The organism is Microbulbifer maximicatervae (SeqCode), from assembly GCF_052467385.1.
The window spans coordinates 298,834-314,768 of the sequence record NZ_CP174311.1 but is presented as its reverse complement, the minus strand read 5'-3'; the positions used below and the strand labels follow the sequence as shown (position 1 = coordinate 314,768).

The 15,935-nt window shown below is 51.2% G+C and carries 15 protein-coding genes; 5 read left to right on the top strand and 10 right to left on the bottom strand.

Features of this window, described 5'->3' with window-relative positions; all coding sequences use genetic code 11:
• Positions 1-18: 18 nt before the first annotated feature.
• The 10 genes from ACJJIR_RS01485 to lgt all read right to left on the bottom strand — a co-directional run bounded on the left by ACJJIR_RS01485 (position 19) and on the right by lgt (position 8,579).
• Entirely contained in the window at positions 19-663 is a 645-nt protein-coding gene (locus ACJJIR_RS01485; RefSeq protein WP_444907063.1) for a TonB family protein, read from the bottom strand.
• A 224-nt stretch (positions 664-887) separates the two neighbouring features.
• Positions 888-2,240 carry a tetratricopeptide repeat protein gene (locus ACJJIR_RS01480; protein ID WP_444907062.1) on the bottom strand — a complete coding sequence of 451 codons (1,353 nt, stop codon included), beginning with the start codon at positions 2,238-2,240 and terminating at the stop codon, positions 888-890.
• 12 nt (positions 2,241-2,252) lie between these two features.
• Positions 2,253-2,870, bottom strand: a complete 618-nt coding sequence (locus ACJJIR_RS01475) for an energy transducer TonB (protein ID WP_444907061.1) — start codon at positions 2,868-2,870, stop codon at positions 2,253-2,255.
• A 5-nt stretch (positions 2,871-2,875) separates the two neighbouring features.
• Positions 2,876-3,277 carry an ExbD/TolR family protein gene (locus tag ACJJIR_RS01470; protein WP_413663571.1) on the bottom strand — a complete coding sequence of 134 codons (402 nt, stop codon included), beginning with the start codon at positions 3,275-3,277 and terminating at the stop codon, positions 2,876-2,878.
• Between the two features lie 112 nt (positions 3,278-3,389).
• The gene (locus ACJJIR_RS01465) at positions 3,390-3,917 is read right to left on the bottom strand and encodes a MotA/TolQ/ExbB proton channel family protein (RefSeq protein ID WP_108734755.1); all 528 of its coding nucleotides are present in this window, start codon (positions 3,915-3,917) and stop codon (positions 3,390-3,392) included.
• A gap of 14 nt (positions 3,918-3,931) precedes the next feature.
• Entirely contained in the window at positions 3,932-5,302 is a 1,371-nt protein-coding gene (locus ACJJIR_RS01460) for a MotA/TolQ/ExbB proton channel family protein (RefSeq protein WP_444907060.1), read from the bottom strand.
• Positions 5,299-6,081, bottom strand: coding sequence for a DUF3450 domain-containing protein (locus ACJJIR_RS01455; protein ID WP_413663573.1), 783 nt, complete (start codon positions 6,079-6,081; stop codon positions 5,299-5,301). Before ACJJIR_RS01455 ends, ACJJIR_RS01460 begins: the two co-directional genes overlap by 4 nt.
• A 287-nt stretch (positions 6,082-6,368) precedes the next feature.
• Positions 6,369-6,878, bottom strand: coding sequence for a dihydrofolate reductase (locus ACJJIR_RS01450; protein ID WP_444907059.1), 510 nt, complete (start codon positions 6,876-6,878; stop codon positions 6,369-6,371).
• A gap of 9 nt (positions 6,879-6,887) precedes the next feature.
• Positions 6,888-7,721 (bottom strand): thymidylate synthase, encoded by an 834-nt coding sequence (locus ACJJIR_RS01445; protein ID WP_444907058.1) that lies wholly within the window; start codon positions 7,719-7,721, stop codon positions 6,888-6,890.
• A gap of 6 nt (positions 7,722-7,727) precedes the next feature.
• Positions 7,728-8,579: a prolipoprotein diacylglyceryl transferase gene (gene lgt / locus ACJJIR_RS01440; protein WP_444908395.1), complete on the bottom strand. Its 852-nt coding sequence runs from the start codon at positions 8,577-8,579 to the stop codon at positions 7,728-7,730.
• A gap of 88 nt (positions 8,580-8,667) precedes the next feature.
• Here lgt and ACJJIR_RS01435 point away from each other — a divergent pair, with 88 nt between their 5' ends.
• The 5 genes from ACJJIR_RS01435 (at position 8,668) to mepK (ending at position 15,897) form a co-directional block, all read left to right on the top strand.
• Complete coding sequence (locus tag ACJJIR_RS01435; protein WP_444907057.1) at positions 8,668-9,489, top strand: NRDE family protein; 822 nt, start codon at positions 8,668-8,670, stop codon at positions 9,487-9,489.
• 414 nt (positions 9,490-9,903) lie between these two features.
• Entirely contained in the window at positions 9,904-11,856 is a 1,953-nt protein-coding gene (locus ACJJIR_RS01430; RefSeq protein ID WP_444907056.1) for a L,D-transpeptidase family protein, read from the top strand.
• A gap of 187 nt (positions 11,857-12,043) precedes the next feature.
• Positions 12,044-13,267 (top strand): L,D-transpeptidase family protein, encoded by a 1,224-nt coding sequence (locus ACJJIR_RS01425; protein WP_444907055.1) that lies wholly within the window; start codon positions 12,044-12,046, stop codon positions 13,265-13,267.
• Positions 13,268-13,323: 56 nt separating this feature from the next.
• Positions 13,324-14,502 (top strand): L,D-transpeptidase family protein, encoded by a 1,179-nt coding sequence (locus tag ACJJIR_RS01420; protein WP_444907054.1) that lies wholly within the window; start codon positions 13,324-13,326, stop codon positions 14,500-14,502.
• Positions 14,503-15,363: 861 nt separating this feature from the next.
• Positions 15,364-15,897: a peptidoglycan L,D-endopeptidase MepK gene (gene mepK, locus ACJJIR_RS01415; RefSeq protein ID WP_282930973.1), complete on the top strand. Its 534-nt coding sequence runs from the start codon at positions 15,364-15,366 to the stop codon at positions 15,895-15,897.
• Positions 15,898-15,935 lie beyond the last annotated feature (38 nt).

Here is a 15,935-nt window from a genome sequence, read left to right as displayed (position 1 = left end):
CCCCAAAGGGCCGTTTTTTTATTCCGCTATTTTGTAACTGATTCGATTGCGTACCCCGTAGCGTTCCACTGGTTGGCCATTCTCCATTTGGGGGCGATACTTAAACCGCTCTGCCGCGGCTACAGCGGAGCGGTCAAATACGCTCGTGGGATTACCATTAGAATCATAGCCCCCAACCACACGAGCATCACGTACCGCCCCAGTTTTGGTTACCGTGAATTCTACAACGGCATACCCCTCTATCCCCCTGCGCAGTGCCGCATTGGGGTATCGCGGTTTAGCTTTATAAACTGGTAAAGGGTCGCGCGTTATTTGCACCCCGGTAGAAGTAACAGGAGTGGGCGTACCAATCACTACATTCATCGTAACCGGTGTTACCTCAGTTTCCTCAACCCGCATCGTTGGCTGCTCCAGCACAGCTTGTGGCGGTGTAGGCTCCTCATAAGTTTGGGTAACAATCTCTTTTTTTGGCATATGTACCGGTTTTATCGTAGGCAACAGGCTGAGTTTGGGCTCCTCGATATCAGTAGCTATTAGTTGACTCATCAAAAAGATCAATCCAACTGTGATTGCAGCGGCAAAACCCAGGCTCTTTGTGTAGCCCGCGAGTAACTGTGGGGGGAAAAATAAGGGGTTGGAAATCGACTGGCAAGCTCTGTCCATAACACCTCTCCTATTATTGTTAGGGTGCGATAAGCGGCATTCATATGCCGAAAATGGAAAAGCTGATCAGCTACCATTAATCATTAGCCAATTTACAAAAAAATGCAAATAGTCTGTTAATACAGGTTATCTCAAAATTTTGTATTGCCGCCAGCAAAGAAAAAAGCATAAAAAAAGCCGCGCATTACTGCGCGGCTTTCAGGGAGCTAAACAATTAACTAGTATTAAATTGCCAATTGTTTTTCACGCTCCTGCTCACCCTCAACAAAAGAGATCCACTGGTTAGCGAACTTCTCAGAGCGCTCATCTTTCCGTGCAAGCTTGAGGCTCTTTAGTGCTGCGTCATAACGCTTCAAGTTGGCATTAGCCATACCCATCACGATATGCAGCTGATCAACACGCTTGATCCCGCCTTTTGCCAGGGCTTTTTTACCCATGGAAATGGCTTTCTCATTCTGATCCAGGTCGAGATAAATACCGGCCAAACGAGAATAGATTTCACCTTTGTCAGAAAGCTTGGCTGCCGCTTCCAGCTGAGGAATAGCTTTCTGCAGCTCCTGTGCCATCTGGTAGGCCTGAGCTAGGGTTTCCAGGTTTTTAGCTGTACGCGGGATCTTCTTGTCTTGAATACCCTTGGCTATCACCTTGGCCCCTTTATAAGGCATTTCATGCCCCATAAAGAGATACCCCATATTCAACAGGTCTCTATCCTTTTCCAAAGCTCCGGCAAGGTAAGCTGCTTCCATCATATGCAGCTGGTCCTTTTCGCGCTTTAACTCGCCATACATCGCCGCCAGGGTGGTGTAATAAACGGGCTTCGGATAGTACTTAACCAGGTTTTCGAGAACACCGGCCACTTTCTTATAATCGGTGCGTTCAAAATAAATGAACTGCTGTAAACCGTACCAATTTTCTTTTGGTACTTTGCCCTCTTTCTCGTACATGGATACCGCTATATTGATATCCGCAAGAGCCTTATCCTGGTTACCAAGCTGATTATAAGCAGTGGCACGCAAAGCGTAGGAGTCAGCAGTGATACGATCGGAAACCTTAAACCACTGGTTCAGGTAGTTAATCGCCTGCTTGTAATCCTCAGTGACGAAATACAGTTGAGCCAGCGTAAACAAAGTGCCTACCTCTAAAGCTACCGGCAGGTTTTTTTCACCCTGGTCCAGTACCTTTTTAAAGTAGGGAATCGCCTCTTTGTAACGCTCAGTGCTGTAGTAAACAACACCGAAGAAGTTGTACATCTGGGCAATTTCATAGCCATTAAAGCGCTTCTTAGCCGCATCCATTTCTTTCAGGGCTACAAGAGCAGCTGGCCAATCCTCCGCATCAGCAGCTTCTTGGGCTTTCTCCAGCTTCTTATACGCAACTTCGCGCATCGCAGGAACTTTGCGAGTTTTTTGCTTGCTCGGCTTTTTTTGTTCCTGCGCCTGTGCAGATGCGAAAGGTGCTGACACACCCACCGCATCCAGCACGGTAACGCTGACCGTCGGTGCCAGAACCAAGGGTAGCGCCACTGACGTGCGCAGAGCGAACTTGGACAAACCTTTAGTGATGGTCGTCAACTTCATAGTGCTTCCCCCTTAGTCCTTAGCCATGTTAAAGCTGATCTTAGTCCTAACATTAGGAACTTCGGTCGGCTTGCCATCGACTACCCGCGGCTTGTACTTGTACTTCAATGCGGACTTAAGTGCAGACCGATTGAAAACCGTGGTCGGTTTACCTTGCAGAGTAAACGCCTCAATTACGATCGGGTCGCGTACAGAACCGTTTGTCGTCACTGTGTACTCAACGATTACATAGCCTTCCATACCGCGCTGTAGAGCGCGACGGGGATACTGAGGCTGTACTTTTACGATCGGTAGGTAGTCACCTTCACCAAAGCTGAAACCTGACAGCTTAACGCCGCCTCCCGCTTTTGGAGCAGAAATATTGATGTTGCCATCAACATTCGGCTCTTCAAAATCGGGCTCAGGCATCTCCGGTGGCGGAGTTTCCGGCTCATCAGGTTTTACCGGCTTGGCGGTGTCGTACTGTGTTTCAATCTTCGTATCAGGCATCACCACATCGGCAACTTTGAAAGTTTCCTTATCCTCAGGAGCTTTCATGTTTGCCGCAATCAGCTGATGCATGGTGAAGATGAGGCCAAAGGTCGTGGCTACCGCCAATGTACCTGCCCCAAGAAGTCTTACCGGATTCATAGCTGTTAACTCTTCTCTGTAGCGACCGAAACTTTCTTGATACCAATCTTCCTGGCTGCTTCTGCAATCAGGGCAATCTTCTCAATACTTGCTCCCTTATCGGGCTGAATTACCAACCACCCTTTCGGGTTTTCCGAGTAGAGACGCTCCAGGACAATTCGTACCTGACGCTCATCAACCTTCTCTTTGGCAATCCAAACCTCGTCACTGTCGTTGATCGCTACCAGGATAGAGGCGGCCTTGAGTTCAGCGGTTGTCGCTTGCGGCTTCTCAACATCAGCACCCGGCTCCTTAATAAAGGTCGCGGTGACGATAAAGAAGATCAGCATGATAAACACCACGTCCAGCATGGGCGTGAGGTCAATTGCGCCGGCTTCTTCTTCTGCCGTATTTTGTCTTTTGCTCATAGCAACTCTCTTAGCGAACTTTTTCAGCGGGAGCTCAGGGAGCCCCCGGCGAAAGTATCTGGCTTGGCTAAACCTTCACAGCAAATAAGTTGGCCTATTCGCTGGTGTGTGCTTAGTGATCCATCGTCAGATGATCTTCGAGTAGCTGGGTTTCACGCTCAGCTTTACGGGCGAGGTAAGTGTTGGCAAATACGCCTGACAGAGCCGCAACCATACCCGCCATTGTCGGGATAGTTGCCATGGATACACCACTGGCCATCTGCTTGGCGTCACCACCACCTGTAATCGCGAGAACGTCGAACACGTTGATCATGCCCCAAACCGTACCCAACAGCCCAAATAGAGGGGCCAGGGCGACACAGGCTTGGATCATGTCCATATTGTCCTGAATTTTCTCAGATACCCGGGAAATCATCGCATAACGGATCTGGTGCGAAGCCCAGGATTTGCGCTCACCGCGCCCCTCCCATTGGTCTACCGCACCTTGAACGTCACTTTTCAAGCCTTTGTTAAAGTAGAAAACACGTTCAAAAATCAGCGTCCACATAAAGAAGGTCAGGCCGGCGATCAGGAACAGTACTGGCCCGCCCGACGCCATAAAGGCGTTGACGGCGGCCCATGCGTCGATTAATGCGTGCATGTTGCCGCCTCCTCTTATTTGCGCTCGGCGTTTTCTGCCACGATACCAGCACTCTGCTCTTCAAGAATATGCAGAACACGCTTGGCACGGGCATTTACGATGGTGTGCATCAGTACAGTCGGGATAGCAACACACAGACCGAGAACGGTAGTGATCAGGGCTGAGGAAATACCACCGGCCATTGCCTTAGGATCGCCCGCACCAAAGATAGTGATCGCCTGGAAGGTTACGATCATACCGGTAACGGTACCCAGCAGACCCAGCAGCGGAGCAACCATGGCGATGATTTTCAGCAGGTTGAGGCCGGATTCGATTGCCGGACGCTCTTTCAGTACTGCTTCTTCCATCTTCAGCTCGAGAGTTTCGCCGTCTACACCTTTGTTCTCTTCCGCAACAGCCAGTACACGACCCAGCGGGTTGTTGGTGTTCGGAGTAGAGGAACGCAGCTGAGCATTCACTTTGGCACCAACACCGGTCAGAACGATCAGGCGGAAGATTGCCAGTAACATCGCAAAGACACCAACAGCAGTGATGATGTAACCAACGATGTCACCCTGGTGCCAACGCTCTACGATGTCCGGGCTGTTGATCATAGCTTTCAGGTAGGAGCCACCGGTAGGACCAGTCGGGTCTACACCGAAAGCGCTGAAGCCACTGGTAGAAGCTTGCAGAGTTTCGGCCATGCCTTGGAACTTGGCGTCAGGCTGACGGATCAGCTCAGCCATTTTGTAGGCATTGTTCATTTCCAGGTATTTACCATTGGAAACCAGGTTAAAGTTACCTACACGAACCACTTCCTGATCAGCCTGTTCACCATTTGGCTTGATCACAGTCGCGTTAAACTTAACGATCTTGCCGGATTCAACAGTTTCGCGCTGAATTTCAAACCACAGACGCTCGATCTCTTCGATAGTCGGCAGCTGGGTAGCACTGTTCATTTTGGCCAGAAGACCATCGATGAACTCAGTACGGTTGGGGTATTGAGCGGAAACCAGAGAGGAACCGATATTGGCACGCAGGTCGGCAGCAGTAGAGGACATATGGCCGAACAGTTCCTTCAAGGAACCCAGGCGCTGGTCCAGTTGCTGACGCTTCTGATCAACAGCGACTTCCTGCTCCTGGTATTTCTTTTCCAGGTCAGCAGAGCGCTTTTCTTCAGCGGTGCGAGTATTTTTGGCTTGGTTTAGCAGAGCATTCTGGTTCGCCTTCTGACGGCGGAACTCAGCTTCACGCTGCTTGTGTTCTTTGGATTCGGCAACTTTGGACTGCTGAACCATTTTCAGCAGGTCGTCCAGAGAAGTGGCCTTCTCTTGAGCAACTGCGGAGAAGCTGATCAGACCAGCTGCTGCCGCTACTAAAACGCGTTTGGCGAAAGAGGTTTTCATTGCGCTGCCTCCGGAGCCGGAATCGGCATGGTCATGATGTCGATAGTGGCCTGCTTCTTGGCAATTTTCAGACCGTTCATGAGAGCGCGGCGGTATTCACCAGCGTCGATCTCAACCCACGCTTTTTGCGCTTTGTCATATGCGAGGGCAATTTCTGCATCAGTAGTCTGAGCCAACAGGGCGATACGGCCGATTTGCAGAACGCTCACCTCGCGCTCCTGACCGGCAACGGTCAAAGTATCGCGGTAAGAGTCGATCTTACGGGCGTATTCCGCTTCGAAGTTGTACAGCTCCAGTACCTGGCGGAATTTCTCCGCAACACTTACATCGGAACGGTCCATGGTGCTCTTAACACCGTTGAGGTTCGCCATACGCTCTTCGAGCTTGAACGGTGCGTCCAGCTCAATGAACTGCTCCAGACCTTCCAGCATACGCAGGATCAGCGGCTGAATCTGACGTTCAATGACAGTAACGTTGGCAATAGACTCATCCAGCTCATTGATAACTTCGAGCTGGTTGGCCAGCTGCTTTTCCAGCTGACGGTTGTATACGCGCAGACCATCGATTTCTTTATTAACCACCTTGAAGTCCTGCAGCAGGCTGCTGGTTTCGTCGGCAATCTTGTCGATGCGTTTTTGCGATGCCTGGGCCGCAGTGGTTTTCTGCTGGCCGACGGCGAGTACGTTATCGAGAGTATCCGCAGTGGCTACGCTGCCGTAGAGCGCGCCGGCAGACAGCGCAGTGGTCAGCGCCACAGCCATGAATCGCTTGGTTTTCATTAGACCCCCCAGTGGGTTCAATATTTCACAACATGGTCGCGATGAGTTAGCTGCCACAACGCGGTGTCCTTTTGTTTTAAAAACATTGGTTAGAAGACAGCTAAGAGCCGCACATTGTAAACAGCCGATTTGATTATTCAAATGCCGATTGCCAGCATCGGCCCGCTTGGGTAGCAAGGTAACACTTGGGTAACATTCCCGGGTTACTTGCACACATTAGCGGCGACGTTCCTTGTGTAAGCTGTTGGAGAATTTAACAGATCGATCAACTTTTGATCAAATTGTTTTTATTTAAATCTGTCATATTGGACTAATGAGTAGTTGTACTCATTCCTGTCCGAGGCCGGGTAACACTCTCGTGCCGACTCGACCCACGAGTCACCCATGTCGGGAAAGTATGCATCCCCGTCGATATTTGCGTCAACTTCGGTGACATATAAACGGGCAGCCAGAGGCAGTGCCTGGCGATAAATTTGTGCTCCGCCAATAACCATCACTTCAGTGGCGCCGCTGTCCTTAGCGCAGCTTTGGGCCAGACTCAGGGCTTTATCCAGAGACTGGACCACCTCAACACCATCCGCAACCCAGTCAGCATTACGCGTAATGACAATATTGACACGCCCCGGAAGTGGGCGGCCAATAGACTCAAAGGTCTTTCGTCCCATTACTACTGGCTTTCCCATAGTGGTCCGCTTAAAAAACTGCAGATCGCCGGAGATGCGCCAGGGGAGTTCATTATCCTTGCCGATAGCACCATTGCGGGCAACTGCCGCAATCAAAGCAATAGAAACCGTCATTACTGCCCCTTAAACCGCTACAGGTGCCGGAATATGTGGATAGGCTTCGTAACCTTTGAGTTCAAAGTCCTCGAAGCGGAAAGAAAACAGATCTTTCACATCTGGATTCAAGTGCATTTGTGGCAGAGGCAGAGGGTCGCGCTGCAATTGCAGTTCGACCTGCTCCATATGGTTGGAGTAGAGGTGAGCATCACCAAAGGTGTGGATAAAATCGCCGGGCTTCAAACCGCATACCTGTGCCAGCATAAGGGTCAGCAGGCTGTATGAGGCGATATTGAAAGGCACCCCGAGGAAAATATCTGCGCTTCGCTGGTACAGCTGGCAGGACAACTTGCCATCAGCGACATAGAACTGGAACAGGGCATGGCAGGGAGCCAGGGCCATGCGCCCTTCACGAGCATTATCAGCAGGTGAAACACCTTCATCTGGCAGATCCGCAGGGTTCCAGGCACTAACCATCAGGCGCCGGGAGTCCGGGCGGGTTTTCAACTGGTGTACCAACTGCTCAATCTGGTCGATCTGGCGACCATCTGAAGTGGGCCAGGAGCGCCATTGATGGCCATATACAGGGCCCAAATCACCGTCCTCTGTCGCCCACTCATCCCAAATCCGCACCTTATTGTCCTGCAGATAGCGGATATTGGTATCCCCCTGCAAAAACCACAGAAGTTCGTGAATAATCGAGCGTAAATGGCACTTTTTAGTGGTGATCAGCGGAAAACCCTCCGCCAAATTAAAGCGCATTTGATAGCCAAACACACTGAGAGTACCAGTGCCGGTGCGGTCACCTTTAGCGGTGCCGTTATCGCGCACATGGCGCATTAGATCGAGATACTGCTTCATCTACTGCTATGCTCCGCCTTTAACTCGGGAAGACCCTGCTTTCTTACCTTTCTGCTCAGTTCGCCCCTCGGGAAGCGGCTGAGTTTTATAACTCCACACCAGCAATGCGATGCCGGCAATAATCATCGGCAGGCTCAAAAGCTGCCCACGAGTCATCCATCCAAATAAATCAAAACCAATATGCCCATCGGGCTCCCTGACAAACTCCACCAGGAAGCGGAATACACCGTAGAGCATCACGAACATACCACCCACCGCGAGTCGAGGGCGCGGCTTACTGGAGAACCACCAGAGCAGCGCAAAGAGAACCAGTCCCTCAAGGAAGGCTTGATACAGCTGGGATGGGTGCCGGACCAGAAGGTCCGGGTCCTTTGGAAAGACCATGCCCCAAGGGCCTTCAGTTTCACGCCCCCAAAGCTCCTGGCCAATAAAATTACCGATCCGCCCAAGCCCAAGACCGATGGGCACCAGAGGAGCAACGAAATCAATTAGAGCCGGGAAGGTTGTACCAATTTTACGCGCGTAGAGTGCCGTGGCCAACATTACCCCAATCAGCCCGCCGTGGAAGCTCATCCCCCCTTCCCACAGCCGAATCAGTGATATCGGGTCTTCGAGCAACTGGGGGAAGTTATAAAAGAACATGTACCCCAAGCGGCCACCGATAACGACACCAATGGCACAGTAGAGAATCAAGTCCTCAACTTCGGATTTAATAACCGGCGACCAGGGTTTGGCACTTCGGCGCAATGCCAACCACCAGGCCGCGACAAAGCCAGCCAAGTACATCAGCCCATACCAGTGCACTTTTAAGGGGCCTATTGCAAAGGCTACCGGGTCAATTTCGGGATAGGTCAGCATGGGGGAATCGCGATTGCCAATAAAGGGCGTATTATGGTCGTAAAGCCCCCCGCTGTGGAAGGGCAGCTTGCCCCTAGGGAACATCCCAATGTGTCTACTGCTATTCGCCTATCAATGCCACCCTAAATACCCGCTGCTGTTGATCGCCAATCGGGATGAGTTCTATCAAAGGCCAGCCGCCTCAGCTGCGCGCTGGCCAGGAACCGAGCTAATTGCGGGTAGAGACCTTGAAGCCCAGGGAACCTGGGCCGGCGTCTCCCCCGGTCGGGTCGCCGCTGTAACCAATATCCGGGAGCCTGGGACACCGGAACCTGTAGGAGCGCTATCCCGCGGGGAAATACCGCAGAAATTCCTCAGCCAACAAATTAGCCCTGAGCTTTTCATCCACTACCTGGAATCCCAGCAGTACCGGGGCTTTAACGCCCTGCTGTTTGATGTTGAGAATCAAAACACTCTCTTCTGTGCCGGAAACCGGCACAAGCCATTTACGTTTGAACCGGGTATTCACGGTATCTCCAACGGCGCACCGGACGAACCCTGGCCAAAGGTGGAGAGGGGCAAAGCGGGGCTGGCAGAAATAATACCTGCGGCCGACCAACTGGTAACAATCGAGAGCTTTGTGGAGCCAGCACTGGCACTGCTCAAAGATCGCACCCCCGCGCCGGACCAACAACTCCCCCATACCGGGCTACCACTGGAGATTGAGCGGGCGCTCTCTCCTATATTCATTCAAATTGATGCCGATAGCTCGGCGACAGAACCAATGCTTCGCAATGGAGGCTACGGTACCCGCGCGAGTACCGTGATCACCATCGACCAGAGGGGGTGTGGCCAACTTTGGGAGCAGACTTTTATACAGGGCAATGAAAATGGACCCCTGCGCTACTTCACTACCCAGTCGCCCAATTAAGCAGGCTCAATGCTAATGGCAGAGAAATTGTGCATAACTTTTTGTGCAAGCCTCTGCACCATATTCAAATAAGCCCCAGTAAACACGCCCCTTTTTCACCCACGAGCGAAATATTTGACGCAAAACTCATCATTCGCAAATCCTTACTCTAAAAAGAATGAAGCGCCAAGCAAATTTTGCATTTATTGCCATACTTACTTTCACAGACTGAAGTTGGTTGAGTTTCGCGCAAGCAGGACACCGACAGCAGTCTTAATAAAAGGAAGTCGCGCGGGACGCATGACACGTGCGAGTCACCGATAATATCCCTGAGTATCTGGATGGGCTCGCCACAGGTTGGGAAGGTATGAACGATCTGGCGCCCGGCATTTTCCAAAATATCGCACCGGGCCCCCGCAGAATCGCTGAGGTACCATGTCGTATTTCAACCCCGAGCATCGTAGACGCAAATCTGTACTTCCACTGCTGACACTGGGTAGTCTCTGTGTCTTCATTCTTTATTATGCTTTCGCAGCAAACCAGAAGACCGTACCCGTTTTACCGGAGAACGCTGTTCGCCCTCATTTAGTGCACTGGCTGGAGGAAAACCCCGATGCCTGGCCAGCCCAGGACCCCATTTTTAACCCCGCCGCTGTGCGCAAGATCTACCAGCGCACGGATTACCGCTTGCTTTGGTTCGATAACTACAGCCTAAGTGATAGTGCCAATGACCTGCTGAAACAACTCACAGCTGCCAGCTCCGGCAATCCGAGCAGCATGGTCGACTACCGCTACCACCTGGGGTACTTCGATCGCACCCTCCGCGATACGCCTCAACGTCTGCAGATGGCAGCCGTATTGGATATCTTACTGACCGATGCCTTTGTTTCCTACGCGCAAGATACCCAGCTGGACAGGCTCAAGCCCAAAACCCGCCCGCGCCGGGGTGTCACACCGGTTCTGCGGGATAGCGAAGGTTTCCGCCTGGTTGCGACCAGCACCGCTCAACAGCAGGCTTCCAGTGAACCCAGCGGGCGCAAGTACTTCCGCGGATATGATCGCGCAGCCAATCTCGGCAGCAATGTACGCAGCCGCTATTACTCGCGGGAATACAATGCGGATACTTCCGGCAATTACTCAGGACGCAATTATTCCGGTAGCACTCGCACCTATGAGCGCAGTCGATACCGTTCCTACCGGGACAACAATAGTGGCTCGGGTTCCGGCAGTCGCGTTTATTACAACCAGGGGCGGTCAAATACTGCCGCCCCACCGGTGAGATCTGAAAACAGTGAGGGGCCTTACTACGAGGAAAACCGGCCCTATGGCAACGATGTAAGAGCGCTGCGCGGTGAGCTGCAACGGCTGCGCAAGATTTCCTCCAGCGGTCGCTGGCGTCCGATCCCGGCGGGCCCTGCCATGACCATGGGTGCACGCCACCCACATGTGGGCCTCCTGCGCAACCTGCTCTCCCTATACGGTGATTACCAGTCTTACTACAGCTACGGCGGCACTGATCGCAATCGCTTCGATCGGGGCCTTCACCAAGCGGTGGTGCGCTTCCAGAAACGTCACGGCCTGAGAGCAGATGGTATTGTCGGTCGCTCAACTCGCAAGCGCCTGAACTTATCCCCAGCTGCACGCGCCCGCATTGTGGAAATGAATATCAAGCGCCGCGAAGAGTTGCCGGAACAATTGGGCAGCCGTTTTATCCAGGTCAATATTCCCGCGTATCGTCTCAAATACGTGGAAAACGATCAGGTCAAACTGGCGATGAATGTGGTCGTCGGTAAGAAAAAACACGCAACGCCTGAAATAACCACCCGCGTCAGCAAGGTAGTCTTTAACCCCACTTGGACAGTACCGCGCAGTATCCTGGTAAATGAGATACTCCCCAAAGCTCGTAAAAACCCTGCGGGTATGGAAAAAATGGGATACCGGGTGATTAGCGGTAGGGGTGAAAAACTGCCCCTGACTCCGCAAAACCTATCTGCTGCAGGTTCGGGTTCCTACCTTATGCGCCAAATGGGCGGTGAGGAAAACATATTGGGACGTGTCAAATTTGAAATCCCCAATATTCACGACGTGTACCTGCACGATACGCGCGCGCGCAAACTTTTTTCCCTGACCTCACGGGGCTATAGCCATGGCTGCATCCGCCTGGAAAAACCCCGCCACTTGGCCGAAGCGCTGCTTCGTCCCCAAGGGGATTGGGATCAGTGGCGTATCGATCAATTGACCACAGGAGAGGAAACCACGGAAGTGGATATGTCCCAATTGGTGAAGGTTTATATCACCTACTGGACTGCCTGGGTCGATGGTCAGGGCAACCTGAACTTCCGCCCGGATATTTATGGCAAAGATGGACTGACCGATAATCAATTTTAAAAGAAACCGGGGCGGCTATACGTCGCCCCGGTTATAACCAAGGAATTATTGAGCGTGTTATTCCATTAATTAGCCTTTCTTAAGCAGCGCCATTCCTGAAAATTATTTAAAGACTATCAGTCACAAGTTATCAATGTGAGCACAGTGATAAATCTCACTGATTTCTCAGTGCTTGCAGGGGTGACTTATGGGTGCTGCCAACAATTCACTTTGCGCTTTTTTGCCACGCAACCAACTAACCTCCCTCAGGGCGAGTGCCGCTGCGATTGCCATAGCAATATCGCTAGGCATTCACTCACCACAAATACTCGCCGAAGCTCAAGATACCGTCGAACCTGACTTGATCGGCAGTCGCGATCCTTTTTTACCTCAGGGCAGGCAATTTTCCCTACTCAGCGAAGCGTTAGCACGCTACCAAACCCTGGCACAAGGTAATTACTGGAAACCGCTCAGTGCTGGACAACCTATCGCACCGGGCAGTCGCAGTCCCCGGGTTGCGCAATTGAGAAGCCTGTTAATGCTCTATGGTGATCACCACCCCGAAGAGTACGGAGCAGATACTTCTAAAGCAGATGTCTACGACAAAAAACTGCAGCAGGCCGTTAAACGGTTTCAGAAACGTCACGGATTAAAGCAAACGGCACTGGTTGATGAGGGAACCCGGAGTCGACTCAATACCCCGCCAGATAAAGTTGCCAAAATTCTGGCAGCGAATATTGAACGCTGGAAACAACTTCCCAAGGATTTAGGGCCTCGCTATATCATCGTGAATGTCCCGGAATTTAATTTGCGCCTAATTGAAGGCGATAAAGAGCAGTTCCGTATGCGTGTGGTTGTGGGAAAACCAAAACACAAAACACCGCAAATCGCTACCCGTATGACGCGACTGGAATTTAATCCTGTATGGCGTGTCCCGCCCAGTATTGCGCTGCGTGAACTTTTACCCAAGGGCAGCTCCGCACTGAGAGCTAAGGGTTATCGCCTAATGAATCATCGGGGCAGATCGGTGCCTTTTACTCGTGGAAATGTGGCTGCAGTGCGTAGAGGACAAGTTTCACTGCAACAAAAAGGCGGGCCGGGAAATGCTTTGGGAAGAGTGAAATTTGTTATCCCCAATCGGCAGGCCATTTTTCTCCACGACACAAATAGCAAGCATTTATTCAAAAAATCCCAAAGAGCCTTTAGCCACGGTTGTATTCGCCTGGAAAAACCATTGCAGTTTGCTCGCATGATGTTAGCCCAGCAAAACAAGTGGAGTGATGCCCGTATCAATCGCGCGCTGGGAAGTGGTCGCACCCATGGCGTTGCCCTTAAAAATCCCCTACCGGTTTATATCGCTTACTGGACTGCCTGGATCGATGAAAATGGGCAGCTTCAGTTTCGGCCGGATATCTATAACCGGGATCAGTAATAGGAGATAGCGGAGTGAAGCGGATAAAGAGCTATAGGGACTACTGAGTTATCAGTATGGCAAATGGCCCATTCCAGCTCGGCATCGCCGCACTGATAAGCCTCGTAATTGCCTCGGCCAGCCCTTTGAATGCTTCATTCACTGGGCAGACCGATGTCATTATTGAGCCAATCAGTTCGACCCAGCAATTGCGCGATACCGCTCAGGCCTACCGAGTGTTAGCGAAAAACTGGCGACCGATTACCCAGGGAAAAACTTTACAGCCCGGAGACAAAGGCCCTCGTGTCCTACAACTACGTAATTTACTGGCAATGTATAAGGATTATCACGGTCAGCCCGGGCCGCTTTCCGCTCCGCAAAAAGACCCCCGAAGATTTGACAGTGCGCTCCAAGCTGCAGTGGAGCGCTTTCAAGAGCGTCACGGATTGAACGTTACCGGCATCGCCGATGAAGACACACTTGCAGCCTTGGCCGTATCTCCAATGGAGCGCGCTCAGCAAATGGAATTGAATGCATCCCGATGGGAGAAACTAAAGCTCCCGGAGGATGATCGCTACGTAATCGTTAATGTGCCCGATTATCGCTTACAGCTTATCGAAGATGGTTCAGTTGCTCTCGATATGAAAACCGTCGTAGGAAAAAGCAGCACGCGCACACCGGATATGCGCACGCGAATAACCAATATTGTTTTCAGCCCAACCTGGACTGTCCCCCGAAGTATTCTTGTCACCGAGCTTTTGCCCAAGGCACGACACAACCCAACAGCCATGCACAAGCGAGGTTATCGAGTAGTGCAATATCGCAGCGGTAAATCGTCCCCTATTACAGAGGAGACTATTGCCAAGGCAGCCGGTGGGCACGCTACTTTGAGGCAATTAAGTGGCCCTGAGAATACTCTGGGAAAAGTGAAATTTGTTATCCCCAATAAGCAGGCTATTTTTCTCCATGACACCCAAGCTCAAAGCCTGTTTAAACTTCGCCAGCGGGCATTAAGTCACGGATGCATAAGGCTACAAGCACCAGAAGAATTAGCGTACTTTCTTCTCCGTGACCAGGGTTGGGATAGAACTCGGGTAGCACAGGCAGCGAATGGGCATGATGCTCTGAATGTAAAGGTTAAGGGGTCACCCCGTATTTACATTGTTTATATGACAGCATGGATAGATAGGGATGGGCGCCCCCAATTCCGCCCTGATATTTATCATCGTGACAAAGAGCTGCCTTATCCAAATTAGGGAGCTTATCGGCAAGTGAAAAATACTAAGTATCGATAAAGGACTTTGCCTGTTCTCATTTTCGCTGGCAGCGCTCTATAACGCTAAAGTTCTCCAAACAATAGAACTTGAAAGACACCGGTCAAAATAACCACCTAAGCAAGTTTGATTTAATTTTCAAAGCACTACTCACACTTCTATTTAAACCCTGGCTTTGGTTTGGAAACTACATCCTTATCATCACAAAATTAGAGCTTTGCCATATTCACAACCGTGGTAGCAATACTGGCCGGATCTAATTTTTCCAGGTTTCTTTTTATCGCCCGCTTCTACTGGAGGGCTCCAGGAAATCGAGATCAATACGCCCCCAAATATAGGGCGGTCCAGGGTCTGCCAGATAACCTAAACAGCTGAATGTCCGGAGAAATACTACGCTAGCAGCACCTAAGCCACATGTATATACATGTACATACAAATTCTTATCTTCTCTATATCTAGGTTGTCTTCTGTATATAGATGGGTAAACCATCCACTAATAAAGAAGGCTATCAAGCTCATGACCGAAGAGGTGATCGGATAGCTCCCAAGTACACTGACGAAACAGCCCGATAAAACTTATAAGTCGCAGAAAAATAATTTTTTAGTGATTAGCGTGCAATGACAACGCTGTCTCCTCCCTATCCAACACCGTCGACTGATCAGCAATAAAAATTCCGGTTTCAGGTAGCAGAAAAGAAAAAATATACCACCGGGGCCATCTAATTATTTCCGAATTAGCAGCTTCAGGTTTGTAACAACTGGTTATTTTTTGTACATTTTCCGCCGTACCCGGTTGCGCCAACTAAGGCAAACCGACGAGAGATTTAACGACGAGGCGGAATTATGAAGAATCCATCCAGACGTCGATTCCTGGCAGTGACCTGCGCAACTGCGGCGGCCGTCAGCGCCGGACCGACTTTCGCAAAAGTAGGTAGCTCCCGCACCCTGAAAATGCGCAACCTGCACACCGGGGAGAAGCTGGAGGCCGCCTACTGGACTAACGGAGATTACAGCAGCGGAGGCCTGAAGCAGTTCAACAAATTGCTTCGTGACCACCGCGCCAACGAAGTGACCCGAATGGACCCCAAGCTTCTAGATATCGTCTACAAGCTGAAGGAGAAGTTCAATTACAACGGCACCATTGAGATTATCTCTGGATACCGTTCACCTAAAACCAATGCCAAGCTGCGTGCAGCTGGCCGAGGCGTAGCGAAACGCAGTTACCACACACGTGGTATGGCCTTGGATATCCGTATGCCGGGAGTGTCCCTGTCGAAGTTGCGCCAGGCAGCACTCAACCTGAAAGCGGGCGGTGTCGGATACTACCCGAAGAGTAACTTCGTACACGTGGATACTGGCCCTGTACGTCGCTGGTAATCCCCACCCAATAGATACAAAAAACCCGGCAGCCGCCG